21 protein-coding genes are annotated in these 22,494 nt (G+C 69.8%); 5 read left to right on the top strand and 16 right to left on the bottom strand.

What is annotated here, in order from left to right:
• Positions 1-28 precede the first annotated feature (28 nt).
• A complete protein-coding gene (locus IF188_RS17845; protein ID WP_191173160.1) occupies positions 29-880 on the top strand; it encodes a helix-turn-helix domain-containing protein in 852 nt (283 codons plus the stop codon).
• Positions 881-888: 8 nt separating this feature from the next.
• On the opposite strand, the gene IF188_RS17850 is transcribed toward IF188_RS17845, so the two are convergent.
• The 8 genes from IF188_RS17850 to IF188_RS17885 all read right to left on the bottom strand — a co-directional run bounded on the left by IF188_RS17850 (position 889) and on the right by IF188_RS17885 (position 10,509).
• Positions 889-2,466 (bottom strand): GMC oxidoreductase, encoded by a 1,578-nt coding sequence (locus IF188_RS17850; protein ID WP_191173161.1) that lies wholly within the window; start codon positions 2,464-2,466, stop codon positions 889-891.
• Between the two features lie 20 nt (positions 2,467-2,486).
• Positions 2,487-3,980: an MFS transporter gene (locus tag IF188_RS17855; RefSeq protein WP_191173162.1), complete on the bottom strand. Its 1,494-nt coding sequence runs from the start codon at positions 3,978-3,980 to the stop codon at positions 2,487-2,489.
• Positions 3,981-4,150: 170 nt separating this feature from the next.
• Positions 4,151-5,191, bottom strand: a complete 1,041-nt coding sequence (locus IF188_RS17860) for an amidohydrolase family protein (RefSeq protein WP_191173163.1) — start codon at positions 5,189-5,191, stop codon at positions 4,151-4,153.
• Positions 5,188-6,336: an FAD-dependent oxidoreductase gene (locus tag IF188_RS17865; RefSeq protein WP_191173164.1), complete on the bottom strand. Its 1,149-nt coding sequence runs from the start codon at positions 6,334-6,336 to the stop codon at positions 5,188-5,190. Before IF188_RS17865 ends, IF188_RS17860 begins: the two co-directional genes overlap by 4 nt.
• Positions 6,337-6,509: 173 nt before the next feature.
• Positions 6,510-7,493 (bottom strand): fumarylacetoacetate hydrolase family protein, encoded by a 984-nt coding sequence (locus IF188_RS17870; RefSeq protein WP_191173165.1) that lies wholly within the window; start codon positions 7,491-7,493, stop codon positions 6,510-6,512.
• A 70-nt stretch (positions 7,494-7,563) separates the two neighbouring features.
• Positions 7,564-8,583, bottom strand: coding sequence for a VOC family protein (locus IF188_RS17875; RefSeq protein ID WP_191173166.1), 1,020 nt, complete (start codon positions 8,581-8,583; stop codon positions 7,564-7,566).
• Positions 8,584-8,689: 106 nt separating this feature from the next.
• Positions 8,690-9,475, bottom strand: a complete 786-nt coding sequence (locus tag IF188_RS17880; RefSeq protein WP_191173167.1) for a hypothetical protein — start codon at positions 9,473-9,475, stop codon at positions 8,690-8,692.
• Entirely contained in the window at positions 9,472-10,509 is a 1,038-nt protein-coding gene (locus IF188_RS17885) for a Gfo/Idh/MocA family protein (protein WP_191173168.1), read from the bottom strand. The genes IF188_RS17880 and IF188_RS17885 overlap by 4 nt, the downstream gene beginning before the upstream one ends.
• 109 nt (positions 10,510-10,618) lie before the next feature.
• On the opposite strand from IF188_RS17885, the gene IF188_RS17890 reads away from it, so the two are divergent.
• The 4 genes from IF188_RS17890 (at position 10,619) to IF188_RS17905 (ending at position 15,442) form a co-directional block, all read left to right on the top strand.
• The gene (locus tag IF188_RS17890; RefSeq protein ID WP_191173169.1) at positions 10,619-11,884 is read left to right on the top strand and encodes an ROK family protein; all 1,266 of its coding nucleotides are present in this window, start codon (positions 10,619-10,621) and stop codon (positions 11,882-11,884) included.
• Between the two features lie 76 nt (positions 11,885-11,960).
• Complete coding sequence (locus IF188_RS17895) at positions 11,961-13,412, top strand: sugar phosphate isomerase/epimerase (RefSeq protein ID WP_224752103.1); 1,452 nt, start codon at positions 11,961-11,963, stop codon at positions 13,410-13,412.
• 60 nt (positions 13,413-13,472) lie between these two features.
• Positions 13,473-14,444 (top strand): sugar phosphate isomerase/epimerase family protein, encoded by a 972-nt coding sequence (locus tag IF188_RS17900; RefSeq protein ID WP_191173170.1) that lies wholly within the window; start codon positions 13,473-13,475, stop codon positions 14,442-14,444.
• Positions 14,441-15,442 (top strand): sugar phosphate isomerase/epimerase family protein, encoded by a 1,002-nt coding sequence (locus tag IF188_RS17905; protein ID WP_191173171.1) that lies wholly within the window; start codon positions 14,441-14,443, stop codon positions 15,440-15,442. Before IF188_RS17900 ends, IF188_RS17905 begins: the two co-directional genes overlap by 4 nt.
• A gap of 69 nt (positions 15,443-15,511) precedes the next feature.
• Here IF188_RS17905 and IF188_RS17910 read toward each other — a convergent pair whose 3' ends face one another.
• From IF188_RS17910 to IF188_RS17945, 8 genes are all read right to left on the bottom strand, one after another.
• Positions 15,512-16,384: a ThuA domain-containing protein gene (locus tag IF188_RS17910; protein ID WP_191173172.1), complete on the bottom strand. Its 873-nt coding sequence runs from the start codon at positions 16,382-16,384 to the stop codon at positions 15,512-15,514.
• 70 nt (positions 16,385-16,454) lie between these two features.
• Positions 16,455-17,462, bottom strand: coding sequence for a sugar phosphate isomerase/epimerase family protein (locus tag IF188_RS17915; protein ID WP_191173173.1), 1,008 nt, complete (start codon positions 17,460-17,462; stop codon positions 16,455-16,457).
• 53 nt (positions 17,463-17,515) lie between these two features.
• Complete coding sequence (locus IF188_RS17920) at positions 17,516-18,700, bottom strand: Gfo/Idh/MocA family protein (RefSeq protein ID WP_191173174.1); 1,185 nt, start codon at positions 18,698-18,700, stop codon at positions 17,516-17,518.
• Positions 18,697-19,113, bottom strand: coding sequence for a C-glycoside deglycosidase beta subunit domain-containing protein (locus tag IF188_RS17925; protein ID WP_191173175.1), 417 nt, complete (start codon positions 19,111-19,113; stop codon positions 18,697-18,699). Before IF188_RS17925 ends, IF188_RS17920 begins: the two co-directional genes overlap by 4 nt.
• A gap of 16 nt (positions 19,114-19,129) precedes the next feature.
• Positions 19,130-19,915 carry a nuclear transport factor 2 family protein gene (locus IF188_RS17930; RefSeq protein ID WP_191173176.1) on the bottom strand — a complete coding sequence of 262 codons (786 nt, stop codon included), beginning with the start codon at positions 19,913-19,915 and terminating at the stop codon, positions 19,130-19,132.
• Positions 19,908-20,960 (bottom strand): sugar phosphate isomerase/epimerase family protein, encoded by a 1,053-nt coding sequence (locus IF188_RS17935; RefSeq protein ID WP_191173177.1) that lies wholly within the window; start codon positions 20,958-20,960, stop codon positions 19,908-19,910. The genes IF188_RS17930 and IF188_RS17935 overlap by 8 nt, the downstream gene beginning before the upstream one ends.
• A complete protein-coding gene (locus IF188_RS17940) occupies positions 20,957-22,063 on the bottom strand; it encodes a sugar phosphate isomerase/epimerase family protein (RefSeq protein WP_191173178.1) in 1,107 nt (368 codons plus the stop codon). Before IF188_RS17940 ends, IF188_RS17935 begins: the two co-directional genes overlap by 4 nt.
• Positions 22,060-22,467, bottom strand: coding sequence for a C-glycoside deglycosidase beta subunit domain-containing protein (locus tag IF188_RS17945; RefSeq protein ID WP_191173179.1), 408 nt, complete (start codon positions 22,465-22,467; stop codon positions 22,060-22,062). Before IF188_RS17945 ends, IF188_RS17940 begins: the two co-directional genes overlap by 4 nt.
• Positions 22,468-22,494 lie beyond the last annotated feature (27 nt).

Genomic DNA, 22,494 nt, shown 5'->3' on the forward strand with positions numbered 1-22,494 from the left:
CGGCGCCATGGGAGGATCGGCCGATGACATGGACGATCCTGCTGTGACCGCGTCCCTACCCGAGCCACGCGAGACACCGCATCCGCACGTCGTGCGGGTGGTCGCGGGCGAGTTCACCGGCGGCTGGGACTACTCCACGTGGCGTACCCACGGAACGACGGATTGGCTGCTCATCCAGACGATCGCGGGCTCAGGGCGCATCGGCGGCGCAGCCGGCGACGTCGTCACGCGCGCGGGCGACAGCATCCTGCTGCGACCCAGCACCCGCCACGATTACGCCACCGCGACCGATTCCGGCGGCGACCAGTGGTCGCTCGCGTTCGCACACTTCCACCCGCGCGCGGAGTGGACGCCGCTGCTGGACTGGCCGCAGCACGCCGGCGACGTCGGGCTCGTGCACGCGCCGGGCGGCATCCGGTCCCGGGTGGTCGCGGGCCTGCGCGCGGCGGCGCGGTCATCGGCGGGGGCGCTCCCGCGGTCCGAGCTGTTCGCGATGAACGCCCTCGAGTCGGCGCTGCTGTGGCTCGACACGCAGAACCCGCTGCGCGGGCGCATGGACGAGCGACTGCTGCGCGTCGTCGAGCACATCGGCGCCGACCTCGCCGCCGACCTCAGCGCGCCGGCGCTCGCCCGCATCGCGACGCTGTCGCCGTCACGGCTCACTCATCTGTTCACCGAGACCCTGGGGATGGCGCCGCAGCAGTACGTGGAGCGTGAACGCCTGACGCGCGCTGCTCAGCTGCTCGCGTCCACGGACCGAGCCGTGGGCGAGATCGCCCGGGACGTCGGCTGGGACGACCCGCTGTACTTCTCGCGGCGGTTCTCCAAGCTGCACGGGATGAGCCCGACCGCGTACCGCGCGTCACGGGCCGGGCGTTAGACCCCCTCTCATTCCTCCGCCCGCAGCCGCGCCGCCGCCGCCCGCGCACCGCGGACCGCGATGGCGACGCTCGTGAGGGTCGGGTTCATCGTGTTCGCGGTCGGGATGAGCGCATTGCCGCCGACGACGAGGTTGTCGAAGCTCCACACCCGCGACCAGGGATCGGCGACCGACGTGCCGTCGTCGACGGTGCCCATGCGCATCGTCCCCATGTAGTGCAGGCTCGAACCGTTCGGCAGCAGACGCGGCGGCGCCACGAACGCACCCAGCGCCGCGCCCGCCCGCCGCAGACGCGCTGTGGCCGCGCTGATCTCAGCGTTCTCAGCATCCGTCAGCTCGTATTCGATCGTGAAGTTCGGGAAGCCGCGGTAATCGACCTCTTCGTCGCTGAACGTGACGCCGTCCTCTACGCGCGGATGCTTGCGCACGCCGTAGCCCATGTTCACGTAGCCCCATCGGTTGCCGGCCTGCGGGTCGGACGGGTCGAGCTGGAACGGCGGGTTCTCGGCGTACATGACCTGCAGCGAGTACGGGTGATCGGGCTCCGAGAAGGGGATGCGATTGACCGCCGCGACCGGGTCGGCCGCGTGCAGCGAGCGCCGCGCCAGTTCGGACTCGAGCTGTTCGTCGGTCACGAGACCGCCCATGCGATCGGCGTCGAGGGCGATGGTGGTGATCACGACGTGATGCTCGGTGAGATAGCGACCGAGCGCGGCGGGACGGATGCCGGAAGCCCAGAGCAGCTGCGGCGACCGGAAGGCGTCCGCGGCGACGACCACGAGGTCGGCCGCGACGAACGACGTCTGACCGGTGCGCAGGTCTTCGACCGTCACGCCCGAGACGACGCCGCCCTCGTGCTCGATACGGCGCACGAGCGTCAGATCGCGCAGCTCGAAGCGCGACGCCTCGTCGGTGCCCGCCTCGATGAGCGGCCCCAGGACCATGTCGGCGCCGGCCCAGACCATCGACCCGTCGGGCTGCGGGTCGCCGGCCACCGGCAGCGTTCCGACACCGTACCCGTCAGGCAGCACGGCACCGAACTCTCTGTCGAGGAGGGTGCGGATGGCTCCGCCGATCGGCGAATCCGCGAAAGCCGCCGCCTGGTGGTGGAGCAGCCCTTCGGCGGCCTCCACGAGTTCTTCCCACTCGTCGTCGTCGATGAAGGGGATCTTCTCGCTGAACGCCGGGCGCGGGATCGCGCACGTCCAGTGCGCGCCCTGACCGCCGACGTTCGTGGCTGCGGCCGCGGCCGGGAACTGCGCCGCGTGAGCAGACCCCTCGCCACCGAAGTCCAGCAGATGCGTGCCCTGGCGCGCCGTGAACATCCCCTCGACGACGACACCCTCGGGGATGCCCAGCGACGCGCGCAGCGCGCCGCTCTGCGGCCCCTGCGATTTCTGGCGCGCGAGCGCCTTCGCCTCGGGATCCGCGATGTTGCGCACGCTCGCACCGGGGCGCGGTGTGAGCTGCGGGCCGGCTTCGAACATGACGACGCGGGCGTCGGGCAGTTCCTCCAGCAGCACGCGGGCATAGGCGGATCCGATCGGACCGCTGCCGACGACGGCGATGACGGGGTGTGCGGGCATGTGCTCCTCCTCGAGCGGATTCAGACGGGTTCGGCTTGCGGCTCGACGGCCGCGACAGGTGAGGGCTCGTCCGACAGGCGACCCTGAGGCAGCAGGACGGCGGCGAGGATGCCCACGGCGTACACGCACGCGAGCACCAGGAAGATCGGCGAGAACACGTCGTGGTACACCGCGGCGACCGCGGTCTGCACCTCGGCGGTCGAGCCATGGACGACCTGCGGCGTCAGGCCTGCGGCATCCACCCCCGCCGGAAGGGCCGCGGCGACACCGAAGCCGACGAGTCCGCCGATCATCGCAGTGCCCACCGTCGCACCCACCTGCCGGACGAGGTTGGTCGTGGCTGTGACGACGCCGAGCGATTCCCGGGGGGCGGCACTCTGCACGACCGCGAAGATCAGGTTCATGAACCCGCCCGTGCCGATGCCCACCACGGCCATGACCGCCATCGGCACCCACAGCGGCAGACCCGCCGGCAGGATCGCCATCGTCAGCAGTCCGGACGCCCCCAAGGCGGTGCCGGCGATCGGGTAGGGGCGGTACCGCCCGGTGCGCGCGACCAGGAATCCGGTGGCGAGGTTGCTCACCAGCATGCCGAGCACGGTGGCGATCGGCACGAGTCCCGACACCGTCGCGCTCGTGCGGTAGGCCATCTGGAAGTAGGTCGGAAGGTACGACGTGATGGCGAAGAGACCGACGCCGATGATGGCGGACAGGCCGAGGCACGCGGCGATCGTGCGGTTCGCGAACAGCGACGGCGGAATCATCGGCGCGGGCGACCGCAGCTCGATCACGAAGAAGGCGGCGATGCCGATGGCGGCGAACGCGAAGCATCCCAGTCCCGCCGTGGCGAGCCGCTCGTCCGTGATCCAAGTGACCCCGAGCACCAGCGCGACCAGCGAGACCGTGAAGACGATCGACCCCGCGACATCGAACCGCGGGTGCGCGCCGCCGGGAAGCTTCGGCACCGCGACGACGGCGAGCAGCAGAGCGACGAGGCCGACGGGGACGTTGACCCAGAACACCCACGGCCAGCCCCAGAAGTCCACGATCAGGCCGCCCAGCACGGGGCCCACCACGATCGCGATCGGGAACGCCGCGCCGATGATCGCCAGATAGCGGGGACGCTGACGCGGTGAGGTGACGCGCGCGACGATCGTCTGCGACATCAGCTGCAGTCCGGCGGAGCTGGCGCCCTGCACGACGCGCGCGGCCACCAGCCACCCCAGACCGGGCGCGAACCCACACACGAGCGAGGCTGCGAGGAACAGCACGAGCGACGTGAGGAACACCCGGCGCGGGCCGAGGATGTCGCCGAGCTTGCCGGCGATCGGCAGCATCACCGTCGCGGCGAGCGTGTAGCCCACCATGATCCAGCTGAGCTGTTCGAGGGCGCCCAGCGAACCCGCGATCGTCGCGATCGAGGTCGAGACGATGGTGTGGTCGAGGGCGCCCAGGAACGACACCGCAAGCAGTGAGGCGACGAGGAGGCGGAGCCGAAGAGGTGAGAGTGTCATGCGCGGGGCACCCGTACGACCGGGTGATCGACGCGACCGAGTGTGTCCGGATCGCATCGGTGCGACTCGGAACGGGCTCAACGGGAACCCCGACGTCCGTTCCATTCTAGCGCACTTTCGTAGCTTTTCAACCAAAGTTGCAGCGCGTGATCCTCACGCCCGCACCTTCGTCACGCCCGCACCTTCGTCCGCAGCAGCGCGTCGGCATTCTCCGACAGGATGCGTGCGGCGATCTCTTGGGGCAGATCGGCGGAGCGGATGAAGCCCACCGGATCGTCCAGGCCCATGTCGAACGGGAAGTCGCTGCCCAGCAGCACGCGCGACCCGCCGGCGACCTCGACGAGGTGGCGCAGGCCTGCAGGATCGTGCACGACGGTGTCGAACCACAGCCGCTTCAGGTAGCTCGACGGCTCGTGCGCACAGCGCTGCGCCTCGGGCCGCACCCGCCATGCGCGGTCAGAGCGACCGATCGCGAACGGCAGGTAGCCGCCGCCGTGCGCGGCGACGATCTTGAGGGCGGGATGCCGGTCCAGCACGCCCGCGAAGATCAGATGCGACAGCGCGACGGCGTTCTCGACGGGCTGGCCGACGGTGTTCGAGAGGTAGAAGCGGTCCAGCCGTTCGTCGAGGCTGCAGCCGAAGGGGTGCAGGAAGACGACGCAGCCGAGCTCGGCCGCACGAGCCCAGAACGGCTCGAGGCGCTCGTCGGAGAGCTCGACGTCGCCCGCGAACGACGAGATCTCGACGCCGGCGAGCCCGCGCCCGAGCACGGCGTCGTCGAGGTACTCCACGATCCGTTCGGGATGCTGCAGAGGCACCGCGCCGAGTCCGGTCAGCCGCTCCGGCGCCTGTGCGACGTGCTCGGCGATGAGCCGGTTGGTCTCGCCGGCGACCCACACCGCCAGCCCCTCGGGCGCCCACGGGTAGAAGTGGTTGGGCGAGACGCTCACCCACTGCCGGTCGACGCCCTGCTCGTCCATCGCGGCGAGCCGGGCGTTCACATCAGTGAGGAGAGGAATGCGGGCGCCGACCATGGCGCCCGAGACCTGCTGGCTCTCGCCGCCGTTGCGTCGCAGTTCGAGCGCCGCCGCCTCGGCGACGAGCTCGGGACCTCGGCGCTCCACCTCGGCGTGCAGCTGCGGCAGCAGCAGGTGGGCGTGGACGTCTACAACCGGCATCCGGGCGCCGCTGACCGGGATGGGCCCAGTCATGCCGGCTGCGCCATCTGCTGGGCGATGCCGAAGATCAGGCCGCCGGCATCCGCATCACGGTCGCCGTCGATCTGCCACTGACCGAGCTGGACGGATGCCTCGACCACCGCCTTGGCGCGCGGCAGACGCCGCGCGTGGAAGTCGTCCCACAGCCGCTGGTCGACGGCATCGCGGGAGGTCAGCAGCTCGGTGAGGACGAGGGCGTCTTCCAGGCCCTGCGCCGCGCCCTGGGCGATCGTCGGCGGACAGGTGTGGGCGGCGTCGCCGATCACGACCACGCGGTCACGGTTCCACGGCCCTTCGATGAGGTGCTGCGTGAACCACGTGTAGTTGGCGTGCGCACCGGCGGCGAGGTCGGCGCGGATGTCGTTCCACGGGCCGTCGTAGGCACGGGACTCGTCGAGCATGATCTGCGTGGCCTCTTCGTCCGAGACGCCGAAGCGGTCCTGCGCCTTCTCGACCAGGAACGCGTACATGCTGTCGTCCCCGGTCGGGGTGTAGCCGGCGATGTAGACCGGACCGCCGTAGTACAGCTCGCTGCGCTCCACCTCGGCGGGCCGCGACACGAAAGTGCGCCAGATGCCCATGCCGGTCGGCTCCGGCTTCGTGTCGATGCCGATGAGCCCGCGGACGGCCGAGTTCAGCCCGTCCGCGCCGATGAGCAGGTCGTACTCACCCGCGGACTCGCCGTTCACGAAGACCTCCACGGACTCGTCAGTACCCGGTCGCTGAGCCTGTCGAAGTGCGGTGACCGCGGCACCGAAGCGGACCTTCGCGCCGGCCGCGATCGCGTGCTCCAGCAGGATCCGGGCGAGCTCGGGACGCGGCATCCCCATCGCGGCCGGATAGTGGGGACCACCCGTCTTGACGTCGGGCAGGGCGGCGACCACCGGGGCGCCCGGGCCGGGAGCACGCAGATTCAGCCCCTCGAAGGGATAGCCGGCGGCCTTGATGTCGTCCCACGCGCCCAGCGCATCGAAGACCCGCAGCGCGTTGCCCTGCAGCGAGATGCCGGACCCGAGGGCGCTCGGCTCGGGCTTGGACTCGAAGACGTCCACCTCGACGCCCGCCTTCGCGAGCTGGATGGCGGCGGCGAGTCCCGTGACACCGCCTCCGGCGACGGCGACCTTGTTGACTGCGGTCATGTCAGAACCTCTCTGTTCTTGCGTTCGGGGGGTTGGAGAATCGCGACGGGGGTTGATCGGCGAGCCGATCGCGCCGGTGAGGGGAAGCGGCGGCGCCGACAGTTGGAAGTCCCATCTTCCCCGTGCCGCGGGGTCGCCGCGGTCGAGGTCGGCGGGATCCCCGCCGGCCCGGCTCATCCGGTCGCCTGCTCTGCGACGCAGCGCACGACCTGGGTCCCCAAGCCCTGAATGGTGCCGGTCATCACGTCGCCGTCGCGAAGGAAGCGCTTCCAGTGCTGGCCGTTTCCCGCGGGGCTGCCGGTGAGCAGGATGTCGCCGGGCAGCAGCGGCATGGTCTGCGACGCCCCCGACACGAGCGCCGGGATGTCGAACAGCAGATCGCTGGTCGAGGCATCCTGCATCACCTCTCCGTTCAGCTCGAGGCGCACGTTCAGGTCCGCCCCGTCGATGAACGGTGCGGGGACGAGGAAGGGCCCGGCCGGAAGGAACCCGGGCGCGTTCTTGGACCGGTACCAGTCCGTGCCGATCTCTTTCATGTCTTTGCGGAACACGAGGTCGCGCGTGGTGATGTCATTGACGATCGTGTACCCGGCGATATGGTCCCTCGCCTCGTCGCGGGACACCCGGAACGCCTCGCGGCCGATCACGACCGCGAGCTCGAGCTCCCAGTCGTGCACCTCGCTGTACGCGGGCAGGACGAGCGGCACGTCGTCGCCGACCACGCACGCCGGCAGGCCGATGAAGAAGTACGGCTCGCCGTTCGCCTTGCGGTCGTCCATCATGCGCGCCGCGAACTCGCGCGCCTCGTCGGGGGTGCGGTCGGAGTTCTGCGTGAGCCCGGCGGCGACCAGCTCGATGACGTGCTGCCGGTAGTTGGCGCCGGTCTGCAGCACCTGGCGCGGCTCGACCGGGGCGGTCAGGGTCACCTCGGCCAGAGGCATCCACCCTTCGACAGACCCAGGGACCGATGTCGCGAGGGCGGCCAGCCGGCCCCAATCGGGCGCGGCGAGAAAGCCGTTGAGCCCGCCCGGGCCGAGTTCGGCCTCACCGAGCGGGCGGATGCGGTCGCCGGCCACGAGACCGGGGCGCACCTCGTCGCCGATTCGAAAGCGGGCCAGCGCGTACGGGGCGGTGAGCCCCTGTGACGTCGTCGTCATGTGTCCTCCGGGTGCCGAACGCGAGTGGTGCGGGGAGGGGCGGGATCGGCGCCGCCCCTCCCCGGGTCTTTCAGCCCTGGCCGTGCTTGGCGTACGGGTTGAAGAGCGCTTCCTTGATCTCGTCCGGGACGCCCTCTTCGGTCGCGCTGGGACCGTCGGCGGGAGGGAACGACTCCGTCATCGACATCGGCATGACGCTGTTGCGGTAGAAGTTGTTCGACCCCTGCGACGGCTTCCAGGTGTTCGCCTGCCAGTCCGGCACGTAGTTGCGGTAGCCGCCGGTGTTCAGCTCGATGCGCAGCGACGACGGCTCGCGGTAGTACAGGAAGTTCTGCTCGCCGATGCCGTGGATCGACGGACCGTATTCGATCGGGTAGCCGTTCTCGCCGAGCAGGTCGGCCGCGATGAGCAGCTCCTCGCGGGTGTCGACCCAGAACGCGTAGTGGTTGACGCGGCCCGCACGGGTCGAGCCGTCGAGCACGACGCCGAGGTCGTGCGACTTCTCGTTCGTCGTCAGCACCGAGAACACCGAGATCGGGGCCTCGTCGAGCACCGTGCGCGCCATGAAGCGGAAGCCGAGCACGTCGACGTACCACTGCACGAACGCGTCGACGTCGCTGGTCGCGACCGTGACGTGGTCCAGCTGACGCGGCGCGCCGGCGACCTTGCTGCGGCGGGACGGGCGGTCGGGGTAGATCGACGCGGCTTCGCCTTCGGTGTCGTGGTGGCGCTCGACCTCCCAGTGCAGGGTCATCGGGTGCCCGAACGGGCCGACGAAGCGGTACGCCCGGCCGATCTTGAAGCCGTCGAACCATTCGCCCTGGATGCCGGCCGCCTCGATGCGCCGTGCAGCCTCTTCGAGCGCCTCGGGGCTCGACGTGCGCCACGCCATGGTCTCCAGCGAGGGCTCGTCACCGGGCGCGACGACGACGGAGTACGAGTAGTAGTCGCCCCAGCAGCGGAGGTAGACCCTGCCGTCTTCGCGGGCGACCTCGGTCAGGCCGACCTGGGTCTTGTAGAACTCCACCGACGCCTCGACGTCCGGCGACGTGATCGCGACGTACGAGAGGTGGGAGAGAAGCTTGATCATCTTCGATCCTTTCGAGAAGCCGGTGATCCTCGGCTCTTCTTCCACTATCCGACCTAAGTCGCGCATCAGGGAAGCGGATTACATCGATGCTTCGTATCCACGGTTGTTATGCGCTCGCGGCAGCCGCGAACGCCCCCGAGACACATGCATCCGACTCGAGGTCGCGGAGGTCCACCGGCGCTTCGTCGGCTTCCAGAGCATCGAGGGCACGGCGCAGCGCGACCCGCTGACGCCTCTCGAAGCGCGGCGGGAGCGACAGCCGCCCTGCGGCGCTCTCGGTCTCGATGGTCGCCGTCCCCGACGCCTCGTCGACGTGGACGCCGACGCGGCTCGCGCCGATCGCGACGACCTCCAGCGTGCCGCGTGCCGACGTCGTCGCGGTGATGGTGAGGCTCGCCGCGACCGCGACGCCGGCGGGGGAACGCCCCGCGACGATCACCGCCGCGCGACCGGCCGCGGCATGCTCGATCCGGACGGGTCCTCCTCCGAGCACCCGCAGCCACCCGCACAGATCACGCGCGACGCCCTGCTGCTCGTTCGGCGCGGCGAACGCGTCACCGCTGAGCAGCGCGACGTCGCCGCGGGCATTCGCCGCATCGGCGGCGACGTCCGGGCGCAGTCTCGGACGGTCGAGCACGACGGGCACGCCGCGCAGGGCGGCTGCTTCGCGCAGGCCGGCGATCTCATCGCGTCCGGCCGGGGCCGGATCGTCCACGACGATCGCACGGGCGCCGCGGGTGAGCAGCGCGCGTCCGCGTTCACACCACGCGCCGGCACCGCCCACGACGCAGACCGCGTCCGCAGTCCCCGGTGCGAGCAGGGTCGTCGCCGCGAGCTGCCCAGCGGCCGCCTGATACGCGACGAGGTCGGTGTGGATCGACACGCGCATCATGAGCCGCCTCCGGCGAGCACCGCGGAGGCGGCCGCCTCGGCCAGCTCGATCGCGAACACGGCGTCGGCAGCGATCTCGGAGTACTCGGTAGGCCGATCGCCGCGCAGCACGCCGACGAGTTCGCGCCATTCCTCCTCGTAGCCGTCACCCCGCTCGACCGGGTACCGGATGTCGCGCCCGGCCGCGTCGCGCACCCGCACATGCGCACTGCCCGCATGGACGAACGGCGGCGGGAACGCGATGTCGATGCGGTCATGGTCCGTGTGGATCGACATCCGCCACAGCGTGTCAGCCCCGGGTGGCAGCATCACCGCGGAGTGCCGGACCACCACACCGCTCGCGAGGTATCCGAGGTCGAAGCCGATCGGCGGCACGGCACGCGCGTACACCAGACGCTCCCGCTCCGGTGCGAGATCGCGGATGAGGGGAAGGTCGTGCACGCCGAGGCCGACGACGAGCTGACGCACGATGTCGGCCGCCTGATCGCGATCCGCCAGATCGACCGCGGGACGGACGGGAGGCGGACCGACCGGGACGTCGCTGACAAGCCGGTGATAGCGATCGTTGGGCGCCAGCGCGGCGGTGACCGAGATCGAGCGGACGTCCGCCGCCGCCGCGTCGAGATGGAGCTTCGCCCGCGTCCACGCCGGGTCGAACAGGTGGTTCGTCCCGACCACGAGCGCGACGCCTGCCTCAGCGCACGCCGTGACGACGGCCGCCGCGTCCGCCCGTGTGAGCGCGATCGGCTTCTCGCAGAAGATCGCGCGCTTGCCCGCCGCCACGGCCGCGAGGATCTGCCGCGCGTGCGCGGACGGCGGACTGCAGATGGCGACGATCTCGACGCGGGGGTCCGCCAGGATCTGCTCGTCGCCCGATGACGAGCGGGCGCCGAGGCGCTCCGCGAGCGCAGTCGCCCGGCCGCTGCCCGCGTCGGCGACGTGCACCACGTCGAGTTCGGCGCGCCAGGCCGCAAGGAGCGGCAGATGCAGCGCCGAGACCCCCGGCCCCGCACCGATGATGCCGACACCGCGCATTCTGAGCCTCCTCGCTACTTATGTTTGAACTATACATAAGTGGCGCGATTGTCGACATTGGGCACCAGAACATCCGCTGAAGCGGCACACGCTTGTGTCACAATCGAGCATGGCCACGGAATCCACCTTGCGTTTCGGCGCACAGACCGACGAAGTCACGAGCCTGCTGCGCATCGTGAACATGGTGCGCACCGGCGAGGCGACCACGCGCCCCGAGATCGGCCGCGTGACCGGGCTCGGACGCGGCGTCGTCGCCCAGCGCGTCGATCAGGCGATCGAGATGGGCTTCCTCGAAGACGGCGCGTTCGGCCCGTCGTCTGGGGGGCGCGCACCCCGGACCCTGAGGTTCCGCAGCGAGCAGGGGCTGATCGTGATCTGCGCGCTCGGCGCCCTTCACATCCACGTCGGCATCGCCGACCTCGACGGCGCCATCATCGATCAGTCGCATCGGGAATGGGCGATCGCGAACGGCCCCGCCGAGACCCTCGCCGCCGCGTTGGCGATGGCGGACGAGCTGCTCGCCAGAGGCGACGGCACGCCCGTGTGGGCGGTGGCCGTCGGCCTTCCCGGGCCGGTCGACTTCGCGACCGGCCGCCCGGTCGCGCCGCCGATCATGCCGGGCTGGAACGGGTTCGACGTCAGGCGGCGCTTCGAGCAGCACTTCGACGCACCGGTGTGGGTCGACAACGACGTCAACATCCTCGCGCTCGGCGAACGCGCGCGGCGCCGCGGCGAGCACGCGGATCTCATCTACTGCAAGATCGGATCCGGCATCGGCGCCGGCCTGCTCTCACACGGCCGTATCCATCGAGGCGCCAACGGGGCCGCAGGCGACATCGGCCACGTGCGGGTGGCGGGCTCCACATTGCAGTGCCGATGCGGCAAGGTGGGCTGCCTCGAGGCCGTGGCCGGCGGGTGGGCGCTCACTCGCGACGCTGAAGCTGCGATCGCGGAGGGCGCGACGGGGATGCTGGCCAGCCAGGCCCAGGCGGGCGATCCGCCGACCCCCGAACGCATCGCCCGCGCGGCCGAGGACGGCGACGCGCTCGCGATCTCGCTCATCCAGGGGTCCGCCCGCACGATGGGCGAATCGATCGCAGCCCTCGTCAACATGTTCAACCCCGGCGTCATCGTGATCGGCGGCGCCATCGTCTCTGCCGGCGAGGTGTTCCTGGCAGAGGTGCGCCAGCGCGTCTACGAGCTCTCGCTCCCCCTGGCCACCCGCGACCTCGCGATCGTCCAGTCGATCGACGACCCCGCAGAACCTCTGCGCGGCGCGGTCGAGATGGTGCAGGAGCAGCTGTTCGAGGTCACGTTCCCGCGGTGGTTCGCCGAGTCGCGACCCCATACCTGGCTGACATCGAGCACCGAGTAACTTCTTCCGGTTTCATACCAAAGCGTGTACTTTCGTGTCTAAAGCCTTCGGGCCCGACACGAAGGAGTGCCCGCGCATGCCGCTGCCGCTGCTGCTCGAGGACGCGCTGGTCCAGACCGACGACGGCTACGCCCTGCGGGTGAGCCTCCCCTGGATCCGGTCGATGCCGTTCGCGAGCATCGGCGCGCTCGACGTCGTGGTCGACGGTGAGCATGCCGACCTCGTCGCGCGTGTGGGCGGCCACGACGTCGCACCCGACCAGCTCGCCGCCGAGCCGGGGTGGTGGTTCATCCAGGACCGGCTCGAGCTGCGCAGCACCCGGCGGCTGGCGTCCGGCGTCCACCGCATCGGCGTGACATTCGTCCTGACGATCCCCTACCTCCCGGGCGGCCCCGCCGGTCCCCTCGTCCTGCCGTTCCACACCGATGACACCCTGCGGCTGCGCGACGCGGCATCCCCCCACCCTCCGACGCTCGCGCGCCCACGCGGACGCGTCCCGCAGCCCGTGCTCGCGGACGTCGCGGACGATCTCGCCGTGCCCGACGGATGGATGCTGTCGGCCAGTGCCTTCAACTGGACCCCCGAGGTGATCCGGGCCGAGCGCGATGCGGCCGACATCGCCGTCGGCATCGTCGCGGACGGCGTCGCCGACAGCATCGAGGTCGAGGCTGGTCAGGTGTGGCGGTCGTTCCCGACGCCGACGGACGCCGAGGTCGACGCGCTGCGCGAGCGGCTGCGCGAGGTCGGTGGTGTGGTGACCATCGTCGGCGGCAGCATCGACGACTGGGCGACGACGGCGCGACGACGCACCACCGACGAGCGCCTGGCCTTTCTCGCGCCCCAGCTGCGCGCGGCCTCGCGACTCGGCGCGCGCGGCGTGCGCGTGCCGTACGGCCAGGCGGGTGCCGAGCTGCTGCAGCAGGTGCAGCCGCTGCTGGCCGACCTCGGCATCGTGCTGTACGAAGAGATCCAGGGGCAGCAGACCCTCGACGTCGACGCCGTCCTCGCGAACCTGGAAGTGCTGCGGCGGCTCGACGATCCGCACGTGCGCGTGCTCGTCGACATCAGCATGCTCATGCCCTCGCTGCCGCCGAGCTACCTCGACGAGCTGCGCGCCGGCGGGGTCGACGCGCATCTTCTCGATCGGCTCGAGCACGAGTGGCTCGCTCCGGGCACGCATGACGCGGTGGTCGCGACCCTGCGCGAAGGCCGGGTTCCGGCCGCCGTGCACACCCTCTTCATGAACCTGCTGGTGCGCTTCGGACGCTCGTCGGTCGCCGACATCGAGCCGCTGCTGCCGCTCACCACGGGAGTGCATCTGAAGTTCTGGGACCTCGACGATGCCGACGGGCGGGTGTCGCAGCCCATCGCCGACATCGGCGCCGCACTGCGGCGCGTCGGCTTCACGGGCACCCTCACCAGCGAGTGGGGCGGGCACGAATGGCTCGACGCCGACGCTGCGGTGATGACCCGCGCACACCTGGACCTCGCCCGCACCGCCCTGGCCACGGCATCCGTCTCTGCCTGATCCGCGACCCGGCCCACCCGCCGGCGACACGACCGCACACCCACCACAAGGAGCACGATGATGTCCGCCCCACCAGAGGCACCCCGACGGATCAAATGGAGCTACATGGACCACTGGCGCGCGAACGGGCCCGCGGGGCCGTACGACCAGTGGCAGTCACGCCGGGCGATGACCCGGTTCCTGCGGCAGGTCGCCGCCGTCGGCTTCGACGCCATCGACACATTCGACTTCCGGATCTGGCAGATCTACGAGCAGTACGGCTCGGTCGCCAACTACCAGGAGTTCGTGCAGGAGCAGGGTCTCGAGCGCATCGTGAACACGTTCCACGGCGTGTACTACACCCCCGATCGCTACGCGCCCGAGGTGCCCGCCACCCACGCCACGATCCTCGACGACTTCGCGCGGACGATGGACATGTGGTCCGGCATCCAGCTCGACAACATCATCGTGATGCCGGGCTCGCGGTACTACGACGAGGCGGGAGTGCCCGACGACGGGCTCAAGCACGCCGCCGACATCTGGGGCAAGGTGGGCGAGCTCACCCAGCAGTACGGGGTCAACCTGACCTGCCACCACGAGTTCTACGCCGGCATCCGCACCCGCGACCAGATCGACCGGTTCTACTCGTACGCCGACCCGCAGTACGTGAAGTTCTTCGTCGACACCGCGCAGCACTGCATCGCCGACGTCGACCCCGTCGACGTCTACGAGAAGCACCACGAGCGCGTCACCGGCTTCCACTTCAAGGACACCCGGTTCAAGGACACGAACGAGGACTACCGGATGTTCCCCGACGCCGAGGTGTCGGCCAAGACGACCGAGAAGTGGTTCTACGAGATGGGCACCGACGAGGGACTCGTCGACTTCGAGTCGATGATGCGCTCGGTGCGCGACCACGGCTATTCCGGCTGGATCAGCGTCGAGCACGACAAGGCCGACAAGCTCGGGGGCGACTACGCCGAGAGCACCGCCATCGCGCGGTGGTATGCCAAGAACGTCCTCGACGGGATCTACCAGGAGCAGAGCGCATGACCGGGGTTCGATGGGCGTACGCGCTCAATCAGTGGGACACGAACATCGACGCCTTCGTGCGCAAGCGAGAGCACGAGCGCGCGTTCAAGACGGTCTCGATCAGCGGCTTCTCGGCGGTCGAACTGACCGCCGAGAGCTTCGGCGCGTGGGAGCCGCTGGGAACCCCGAAGCAGATCGCCGACCTTTACGGATCGCTGGAAGGCTTCCGCGAGGTGCTGCGCTCGTGCGCGCTCGACGGCGTCTCGAGCTACGTCTACGACCCGTTCATCGGGTTCGACGTCGAGATGGGGCGCGGGTACGACCCGCTCGAAGAGGCGAGCATCCCCCAGATCACCGCGACGGCGACCTGGTTCGCTTCGGCGCTCCAGGCGCTCGGCGGCGACGTCCTCGTGGTCCGCCCGGTGGGCTCGGCCTGGCAGACCGGCCCGCTCGGCGACGATCAGATCGCCGCGCTCGCGCGCTGCTGGAACGAGGTCGGACGCGCCGTGCAGGCCGAGGGCGTCGCGCTCGCGCTGCACTTCGACTTCCTGTCGGCGCTCCGTCTCGACGACGGCCTCGATCGGCTGCTCACGGCGACCGACCCGGACCTCGTCGGGCTCGCGCTCGATACCGCCGAGTTCGCCATCGCGGACATCGACCCCGTCGACTTCTACACGAGGCACGCGGCGCGGGTGCGCCACGTGCAGCTCAAAGACGCCAGGGCCGTGGTCGACGACGAAGAGGCGCGCGCACCGCACGCCGAGCACTTCGTGCGCACCGAAGGCGGCGCGCGGGGCATCCTGCGCTGGTTCTTCGAGCCGACCGACGAAGGCGGCCTCGTCGACTTCGTCGGGTTCGCCGAAGCGCTCGCCGCGCACGGCTACGAGGGCTGGATCGTGGTCGAGTCCGACCAGAGCCCGCACCCCGCCGAGAGCACGATGGTCAGCGGCTGGTACGTGCAGAAGGTGCTGGCGCCGATCGTCGAAGGCGCGGCCGCGGCGGTCTCGGCCGGAGCCTGAGCTCGAAAGAGCACGGCCCCCGATCGCTGCGATCGGGGGCCGTGCTCATGCTCGGGTTGCGCGGGGCGTTCAGCCCTCGTGGTTGTAGTACGGCCAGGGCAGGAACCGGCGCTCGCCCCGGCGGTCGGGGCCGTTGAAGGTCACCTCGCCGGTCGCGGCCCACTCGACGCCGCGCGGGAACAGGCGGATGAACTCGATGCGGCGGAACGTGTCGATGTCGTGCCCGATCGTGATGGTGAACGAGCGGCCCTCGCCGTACTCGTTGATCCACGCGATCGGCTGATCGGTGTTCATGCCGTTCAGCTCGGCGATGCCACCCTCGGGGATGTCGACCGGGTAGTGCGCCATCGGCCAGACAGGCGCCTGCTCGTAGGCCTCGAGGTCGTCGAAGGTCGTCAGCAGCACCTGCGCACCCTCGTAGAGGTCGACGCCCGTGAGGATGTCGTCGCCGGTCACCGTCCAGCGCGCACTGATGCCCTCGGTGATGGCGTGGCGCGGCTCGACCGTGTCGAGCTGCGCCTCGCCCCACGGGCGCGGGCGCAGGCCGGTCTCGTACGCGCTGAGCTTCGCGCCCCGCATGACGTTGTACTCCTCGGGGTAGCCCCAGCGGTCCTCCTGCGCGGCCGATCCGTGGAACCACACGATGCCCTTGCCGTCGTCGTGGACGAACTTCAGGATCGCGGCATCCGTCTCCGCCCCGAACCCGACGGCCGCGTCGAAGAATCCGTCGCGACCCTCGAACACGACGATCAGCACGTCGTATTTGTCGATGACCTCGGCACCGAGGCCGCGCGGGTCCTCGACGACCCGCACCCGGAACCGGCCGGTGTCTTCGAGAAGCGTGGTGATCCACTGGTTGTGCAGGCGGAAGCTCCGGTGCTCATTGTCGTGCTCGCGGGTCATGTGGCCCGACAGGATGAGCACGTTCAGCACATCGGTCATTTCGGGTTCCTCTCGGTGTGCGGGCACGCCGAACACCGGCCTCGTGGGGCCGGTGGTCGGGCGACCGCGGTCAGTCGGTCTTGGTCGAGAACGCCGCGTCGAAGGCGGCGGCGGGCGGAGTGATCGCGTTGAGCTTGCGGACGAAGGCGAGCGCCTCGGGGGCGCCGTCCAGCCGGTCCATGCCGGCGTCCTCCCACTCCACCGAGGTGGGGCCGTCGTAGCCGATCGCGTTCAGCGCGCGGAACAGCGGCTCCCACGGCACGGCGCCGTGGCCCGTCGACACGAACGTCCAGCCGCGGCGCGGGTTCGCCCACGGCAGGTGCGAGCCGAGCACGCCATTGCGGCCATCGAGGTTCGTGACCGACTCCTTCACGTGCACGTGGAAGATGTGGTCGGCGAAGTCGAGCACGAACGCGACGGGGTCGAGCTGCTGCCACATGAAGTGCGAGGGGTCGAAGTTCAGCCCGAACGACGCGCGGTGGCCGATGGCCTCGAGGGTGCGCTTGGCGGTCCAGTAGTCGTACGCGATCTCGGACGGGTGCACCTCGAGCGCGAAGCGCACGCCGACCTCTTCGAAGACGTCGAGGATCGGGTTCCACCGCTCGGCGAAGTCCCGGTAGCCCGCGTCGACCCACTCGTCCGACGCCGGCGGGAACATCGCGACGCCCTTCCAGATGGACGAGCCCGTGAAGCCGTTAACCGTCTTCACGCCGAGCTTCGCGGCGAAGCGGGCGGTGTTCTTCAGGTCCTCGGCGGCACGCTGTCGCACGCCCTCGGGGTCGCCGTCGCCCCACACGCGGTCCGACAGGATGTCGCGGTGGCGCTGGTCGATCGGGTCGTCGCAGACGGCCTGGCCGGTCAGGTGGTTCGAGATGGCGAAGACCTTCAGGCCGTTGCGCTCCAGGATGTCCTTCCGGGACTGCACATACGCCGCGTCGTCCCAGCGGGACACGTCGATGTGGTCGCCCCAGCAGGCGATCTCCAGACCGTCGTAGCCCCATTCGCCGGCGAGTCGGGCGACCTCCTCGAAGGGCAGGTCGGCCCACTGGCCCGTGAAAAGCGTGATCGGACGAGGCATCGCAGCTCCTTTGCTTTGTTGTTGAGTCAAACCTATCGACCGGCCCGACCGGATCACAGGGCCGGGAGGACGACGTCCGCGCCGGTTCGCACCCACGCCGAGTCGCGCGCCGCGCTCTCTTCGACGGCCGCGAGCACGCGCTGCACCGACAGCCCCGCCTCGAACGAGGGCTGCGGGTCGGTGCCGTCCACGATCGCCGTCACGAGGTCGACCACCTGGTGGCTGAAGCCGTGCTCGTATCCGAGCATGTGGCCGGCCGGCCACCATGCCGCCACATAGGGGTGCGTGGGCTCCGTGACCAGGATCCGGGCGAAGCCCTGAGTGGCCTCGGGCGCAGTGCGGTCGTAGAACCACAGCGTGTTGAGGTCTTCGAGGTCGAAGCGCAGCGCGCCCCGATCGCCCGAGACCTCGATCGACAGGTCGTTCTTGCGGCCGGTCGCGAAGCGCGACGCCTCGAACGACACCAGCGCCCCGGTCGACAGGCGCCCCGTGAAGATCGCCACATCGTCGACGGTGACCTCGCCGTACCCCGCGGCGGCTGTCCCCGAAAGGCCGGATCCGCTCCCCTGCAGCGGGCGCTCCTTCACGATGGTGTCGACCACGCCCGAGACGGCGGCCACCTCGAGACCGGTCACGAACTGTGTCATGTCGATGATGTGCGCGCCGATGTCGCCCAGCGCACCCGAGCCGGCGTGCTCCTTCTGCAACCGCCACGCCAGCGGCATCTCAGGATCGACGAGCCAGTCCTGCCGGTAGGCGGCCCGCACCTGCGCGATGCGGCCGACCGCACCCTGCGCGATCAGGTCGCGCAGAAGGGTCACTGCCGGAACGCGACGGTACGTGAAGCCGACCATCGACCGGACGCCGCAGGTGGCGGCGCGGGAAGCGGCCTGCGCCATCGCCTCCGCCTCGGCCACCGTGTTCGCCAACGGCTTCTCGCAGAGCACGTGTTTGCCCGCCTCGAGCGCCGCGATGGCGATCTCGGCGTGCGAGTCGCCCGGCGTGACGATGTCGACGATGTCGATGTCGTCGCGCGCGATCACCTCGCGCCAGTCGGTCGCCGATTCCTGCCAGCCCCATCGGGTGGCGGCATCCCCCACCGCCTCGGCGTTGCGGCCGACGATCACGGCCATCTCGACCTCGTCGGGCAGCGCGAACACCCGCGGCGCCTGACGCCAGCCGACAGAATGCGCGGCGCCCATGAAGCCGTAGCCGATCATGGCGACGCGGAGGGTCATGCGAGCACGACCTCGCGCTCGACCGGGACGCGGTTGGTGACGTAGCGGCCGGGCCCGCCGTCGACGCCCGGCGAGATCTGCATGTAGAGCAGACGCATCGTGAGGACGACCTCGACGGTGAGCTTCTCTCCCTCGGCAGGAACGTGGTCGAGCGGGATCACGACGTCGGGCCGGTCCGCGACGAACCAGAGCGTCTCGGACTGCTCGGGCAGCTCGGCGATCGTGTACGTGCGCCCCTCGAGCACGAAGCGCAGCTCTTCTTTGGGCACCTCGACGCCGTTGACGGATGCCGCGACGTCGTCGACGGCCGACAGCCAGAGGCTGCGGTACCAGGGCAGCTGGAGCGAGACGGCGATGCCGCCGTCGACGCGGCGGACGTCCTTGTCGGCGAAGAGTGAGTTGTGGGTGGCCATGACGAATCCTTCGGGTTCAGGCGAACGTGTCGGTGAAGGCGGCGTGCGGCACGGGTGGCACCGGCTCGAGCTTCTGCACCGTCTCGGGGCTGTAGGGGTGGTTGGTCGACGGCACGGGCTCGTCGGCCGGCGGCATGAAGACGGGCTTGCCGTCGTCGCCGAAGTACATGAGGTCGAGATCGAACGCGCCCTGGTTCTTCAGGCCGAAGCTGACCCAGTTCTCTTCGAACGGCGCGCGGGCCAGCTCGTAGCAGCGGAACTTCCAGAACTTCCACTCGCCGTCCTGCTTGAGGAAGTCGATCGCGTACTTGCACCACACCCAGTGCGCCCAGACCTTCTTGCCGAGCACCTCGTCGGGCGAGTACATGTCGGGGAACGCCTTCGCGACCTCGGGATCGGTGAGACCCGACTCGGTGCCGGCCATGAGCCAGACACCCTTGGCGGTCTTGCCGTCGGCGGCGACCTCGATGACCGGGGTCGTGGTGGCGTGCAGGATCAGCTTGCCGACCGGCGTCGGGCGGTCACGGTGGTACCGCGTGACGCTCTCCCACGTGGTGTACTGACCGGCGTTGGTGTAGCGCGCGCGGATGCCCTCCGTGCCCTCCTTCACCCAGAGCGGGATGATCTGCTCGTCCTGGAACGCGTTGTGCAGATGCATGTAGCGGTTGAAGAGGTTCTCGACCTGGCCCCGGTCCTCGGCGCGCTGCGCGAGGCGCTGGGCGTCGGCGACCTGCTCGCGGAGGCGCGCGACCTCGGCGGCGAGTTCGGCGACGGAGACGTCGGCGACGGATGCCTCAGGCACGGGCGCTCTCCTTCGACTTCGCGGCGACGGTCTCTTCGATGGCACGGCGCATGAGGGTGTGCTGCTTCTTCACGACGTCGATCGGGTCGACCACGCCGAGGTCGACGAAGGCGTGGCCCTCCCACTCGCTGGAGAGGTAGCCGCGGTAGCCGCCCTCGACGAACTGCTTCACGATGCGCGGGATGTCCATCGCTGGCTCGTCGCCGTTCTCGTCGATGTCGTAGAACTTCGCGTGCACGTGGAAGATCTGCGGCATGATGTCGAGCCACTCCTCCGGCGGCACGAGCCCGTGCATGTTGAACGCGAGTCGCGTGTGCGGCCCGAAGCCGACCGGGTCGACGCCCTCGCCGATCAGGTAGTCCTCGAACTTCTGGTTGCGCTCGTTCATCGGCATCGGCTCGTGCCAGATCTCATCCATCACCGCGAAGTGCTTCGGATCCATGCCCATCAGCTCGAGCTGGTCCAGCAGCAGCGGAGACAGGGAGTGCATGGTCGACGAGAAGTCCGCGGTGAAGCCGAGGCGCTCGGACTGCAGCTCGTCGTACATCTCGCGCATCTGGACGACGGCTGGATTGTTCGGCCCGGACGGCGCGTGGATCTCGTAGCCGAGGTACTGGTCGTACTTCTCGGCGAGCGGCAGCAGGCTGCGCAGCAGCTCCTTGCCGTGCGAGCGGATGACGACCTTCTTGAATCCGAGCATGTGCGCGGTCTTCAGCTGGCGTGCGAGGAAGTCGTGCTCTTCGTCGGGCGTCATGTCGCGGTCCTTGCGGCGGCCCATGTCGAGGTTCGTGCCGACGGCGCTGGCCTCGAGCCCGTACTTCTCCAGCGAGTCGAACCAGAGCTTCACGAACTCCTGGTCGACGTCGGGGTACGTGCGCAGCAGCTGCGCGATGTTGAACTCGACGCCGGGGCCGATGCCGTGCTCCGCGACGGCGGCGATGAGCGTCTCGGGGGTGTAGAGGCCGGCGGCGAATTCGCTCGTCAGCGAGTACAGCGTCGTGCCCAGCTTGATGCCGGTGCCGGCGATCCCGTCGTTGTCGGTCATGCGGATGCTCCTTCAGTGGTGGGCAGCCAGGCGGCGAGCTGAGCCCGCGCCTGAGCAAGGTCGGTGGTCATGCGCGAGCCGGCGGCTTCGGCGGCCGAGCGCTGCACAGCCTGCTCGTCGCGGATGATGTCGAACGGGGACTGCCAGTGGTTCCAGTGCCAGCCCTCGTACTCGCTCGAGATCGCGCCGTTGTAGCCGCTCTCGACGAGCAGGCGGACGAGGTCGCGCACCGGGACCGACGGCTCTTCGCCGTTGTCGTCGATGCCGAAGAACTTGCCGTGGACGTGCTTGATCCACGGGAAGATCTCGAGCCAGTCGTCCACCCGGGCGGGTCCGAACAGCCCGGTGCCGTTGATGCCGAAGTCGATGCCGAGGTCGGGCCGGCCGTTCTGCGCGCCGAGAGCGATGAAGCGGCCGAAGCGCTCGCCGTGCTCGGCCTGGTCGGCCGGCGGACCCTGCCGGTAGAACTCGTCCCAGAGACCCACGACCTGCGCGAGCAGGTCATCCGACGCGCCACGGCGCCGGTACGCCTCGATCAGCGAGGGCGCGAAGCCCGAGACGGTGGCGCCCCAGTCCATCGTGAAGCCGAGGAAGGGCGAGCCGACCTTCTCGTAGCGGTCGCGCAGCGCCAGGATGCGGGGATGCGACGCGTACTGGTCGGCATGAACCTCGAGGGCGAGCGTCACGCCGTACTCCTCGGCGATCGGCGCGAGCGCTTCCATCGAGTCCGGCGTGATCGAGATCTGCACGCGAGCGATCGGGAAGCCGAGCTTGGCCGCGGCCGCGATCTGGCGGCGCATGTATTCGAGCAGTTCGTCCTGAGTGAGCAGCCGGTCGCGGTGGATGCCGATGTCGGCGTTGACCGCGAGCGAGGTCGTGACCAGGCCGGTCTCGGCGACGAGGTCGCGGAACGAGCCCGCGAACCGGTCGTCGATCTCGGGGAAGCCGCGGAAGCTCGAGAACCCGATGATCTCCAGCCCGGGACCGTAGCCCTCCGCGGCGACCTTGCGGATCAGACCCTCGAGGTCATACTCGCGGCCGTGGAAGGCGCGGGTGAAGCTGTACAGCGTGACGCCCTGAATGGGCGATCCGAGGTTGGTCATGCGGTGACCGCCTTCCGGGCACGCATCGTCTTGGCGTCCTTCTCTTCGATGTGCAGCACCTCGTCGGCGCCGATGACGATGTAGGGGATGTAGAGCACGAGGCCGACCTCGACGGTGTGCTCGCCGTCGCCGTCCGGCACGGCGATGTCGCCCGAGAGGATGGCGGAGTCGGTGGGGAACCACCACTCCTCGATGTTCGGCACGAGCTCGGCGAACGTGAACGTGCGGCCGTTCATCTGCCACCGCAGCGATTCGGCGGGCGCTGCGACGCCGTCGATCGTGAGGCTGGCGCCGGCGATGCACGAGGCGGGCAGAGCCCGGTACCAGGGCAGCCGCACCTCGACCGCAGCGCGCGCGCCGTCGGACGTGAGCGTGCCCTGCTCGATGATGCGATCGGGGATCACGAATCCTCCTTGAGACTTAATCCGTAT

Source organism: Microbacterium helvum (assembly GCF_014779795.1).
In the GTDB taxonomy this organism is placed as follows: domain Bacteria; phylum Actinomycetota; class Actinomycetes; order Actinomycetales; family Microbacteriaceae; genus Microbacterium; species Microbacterium helvum.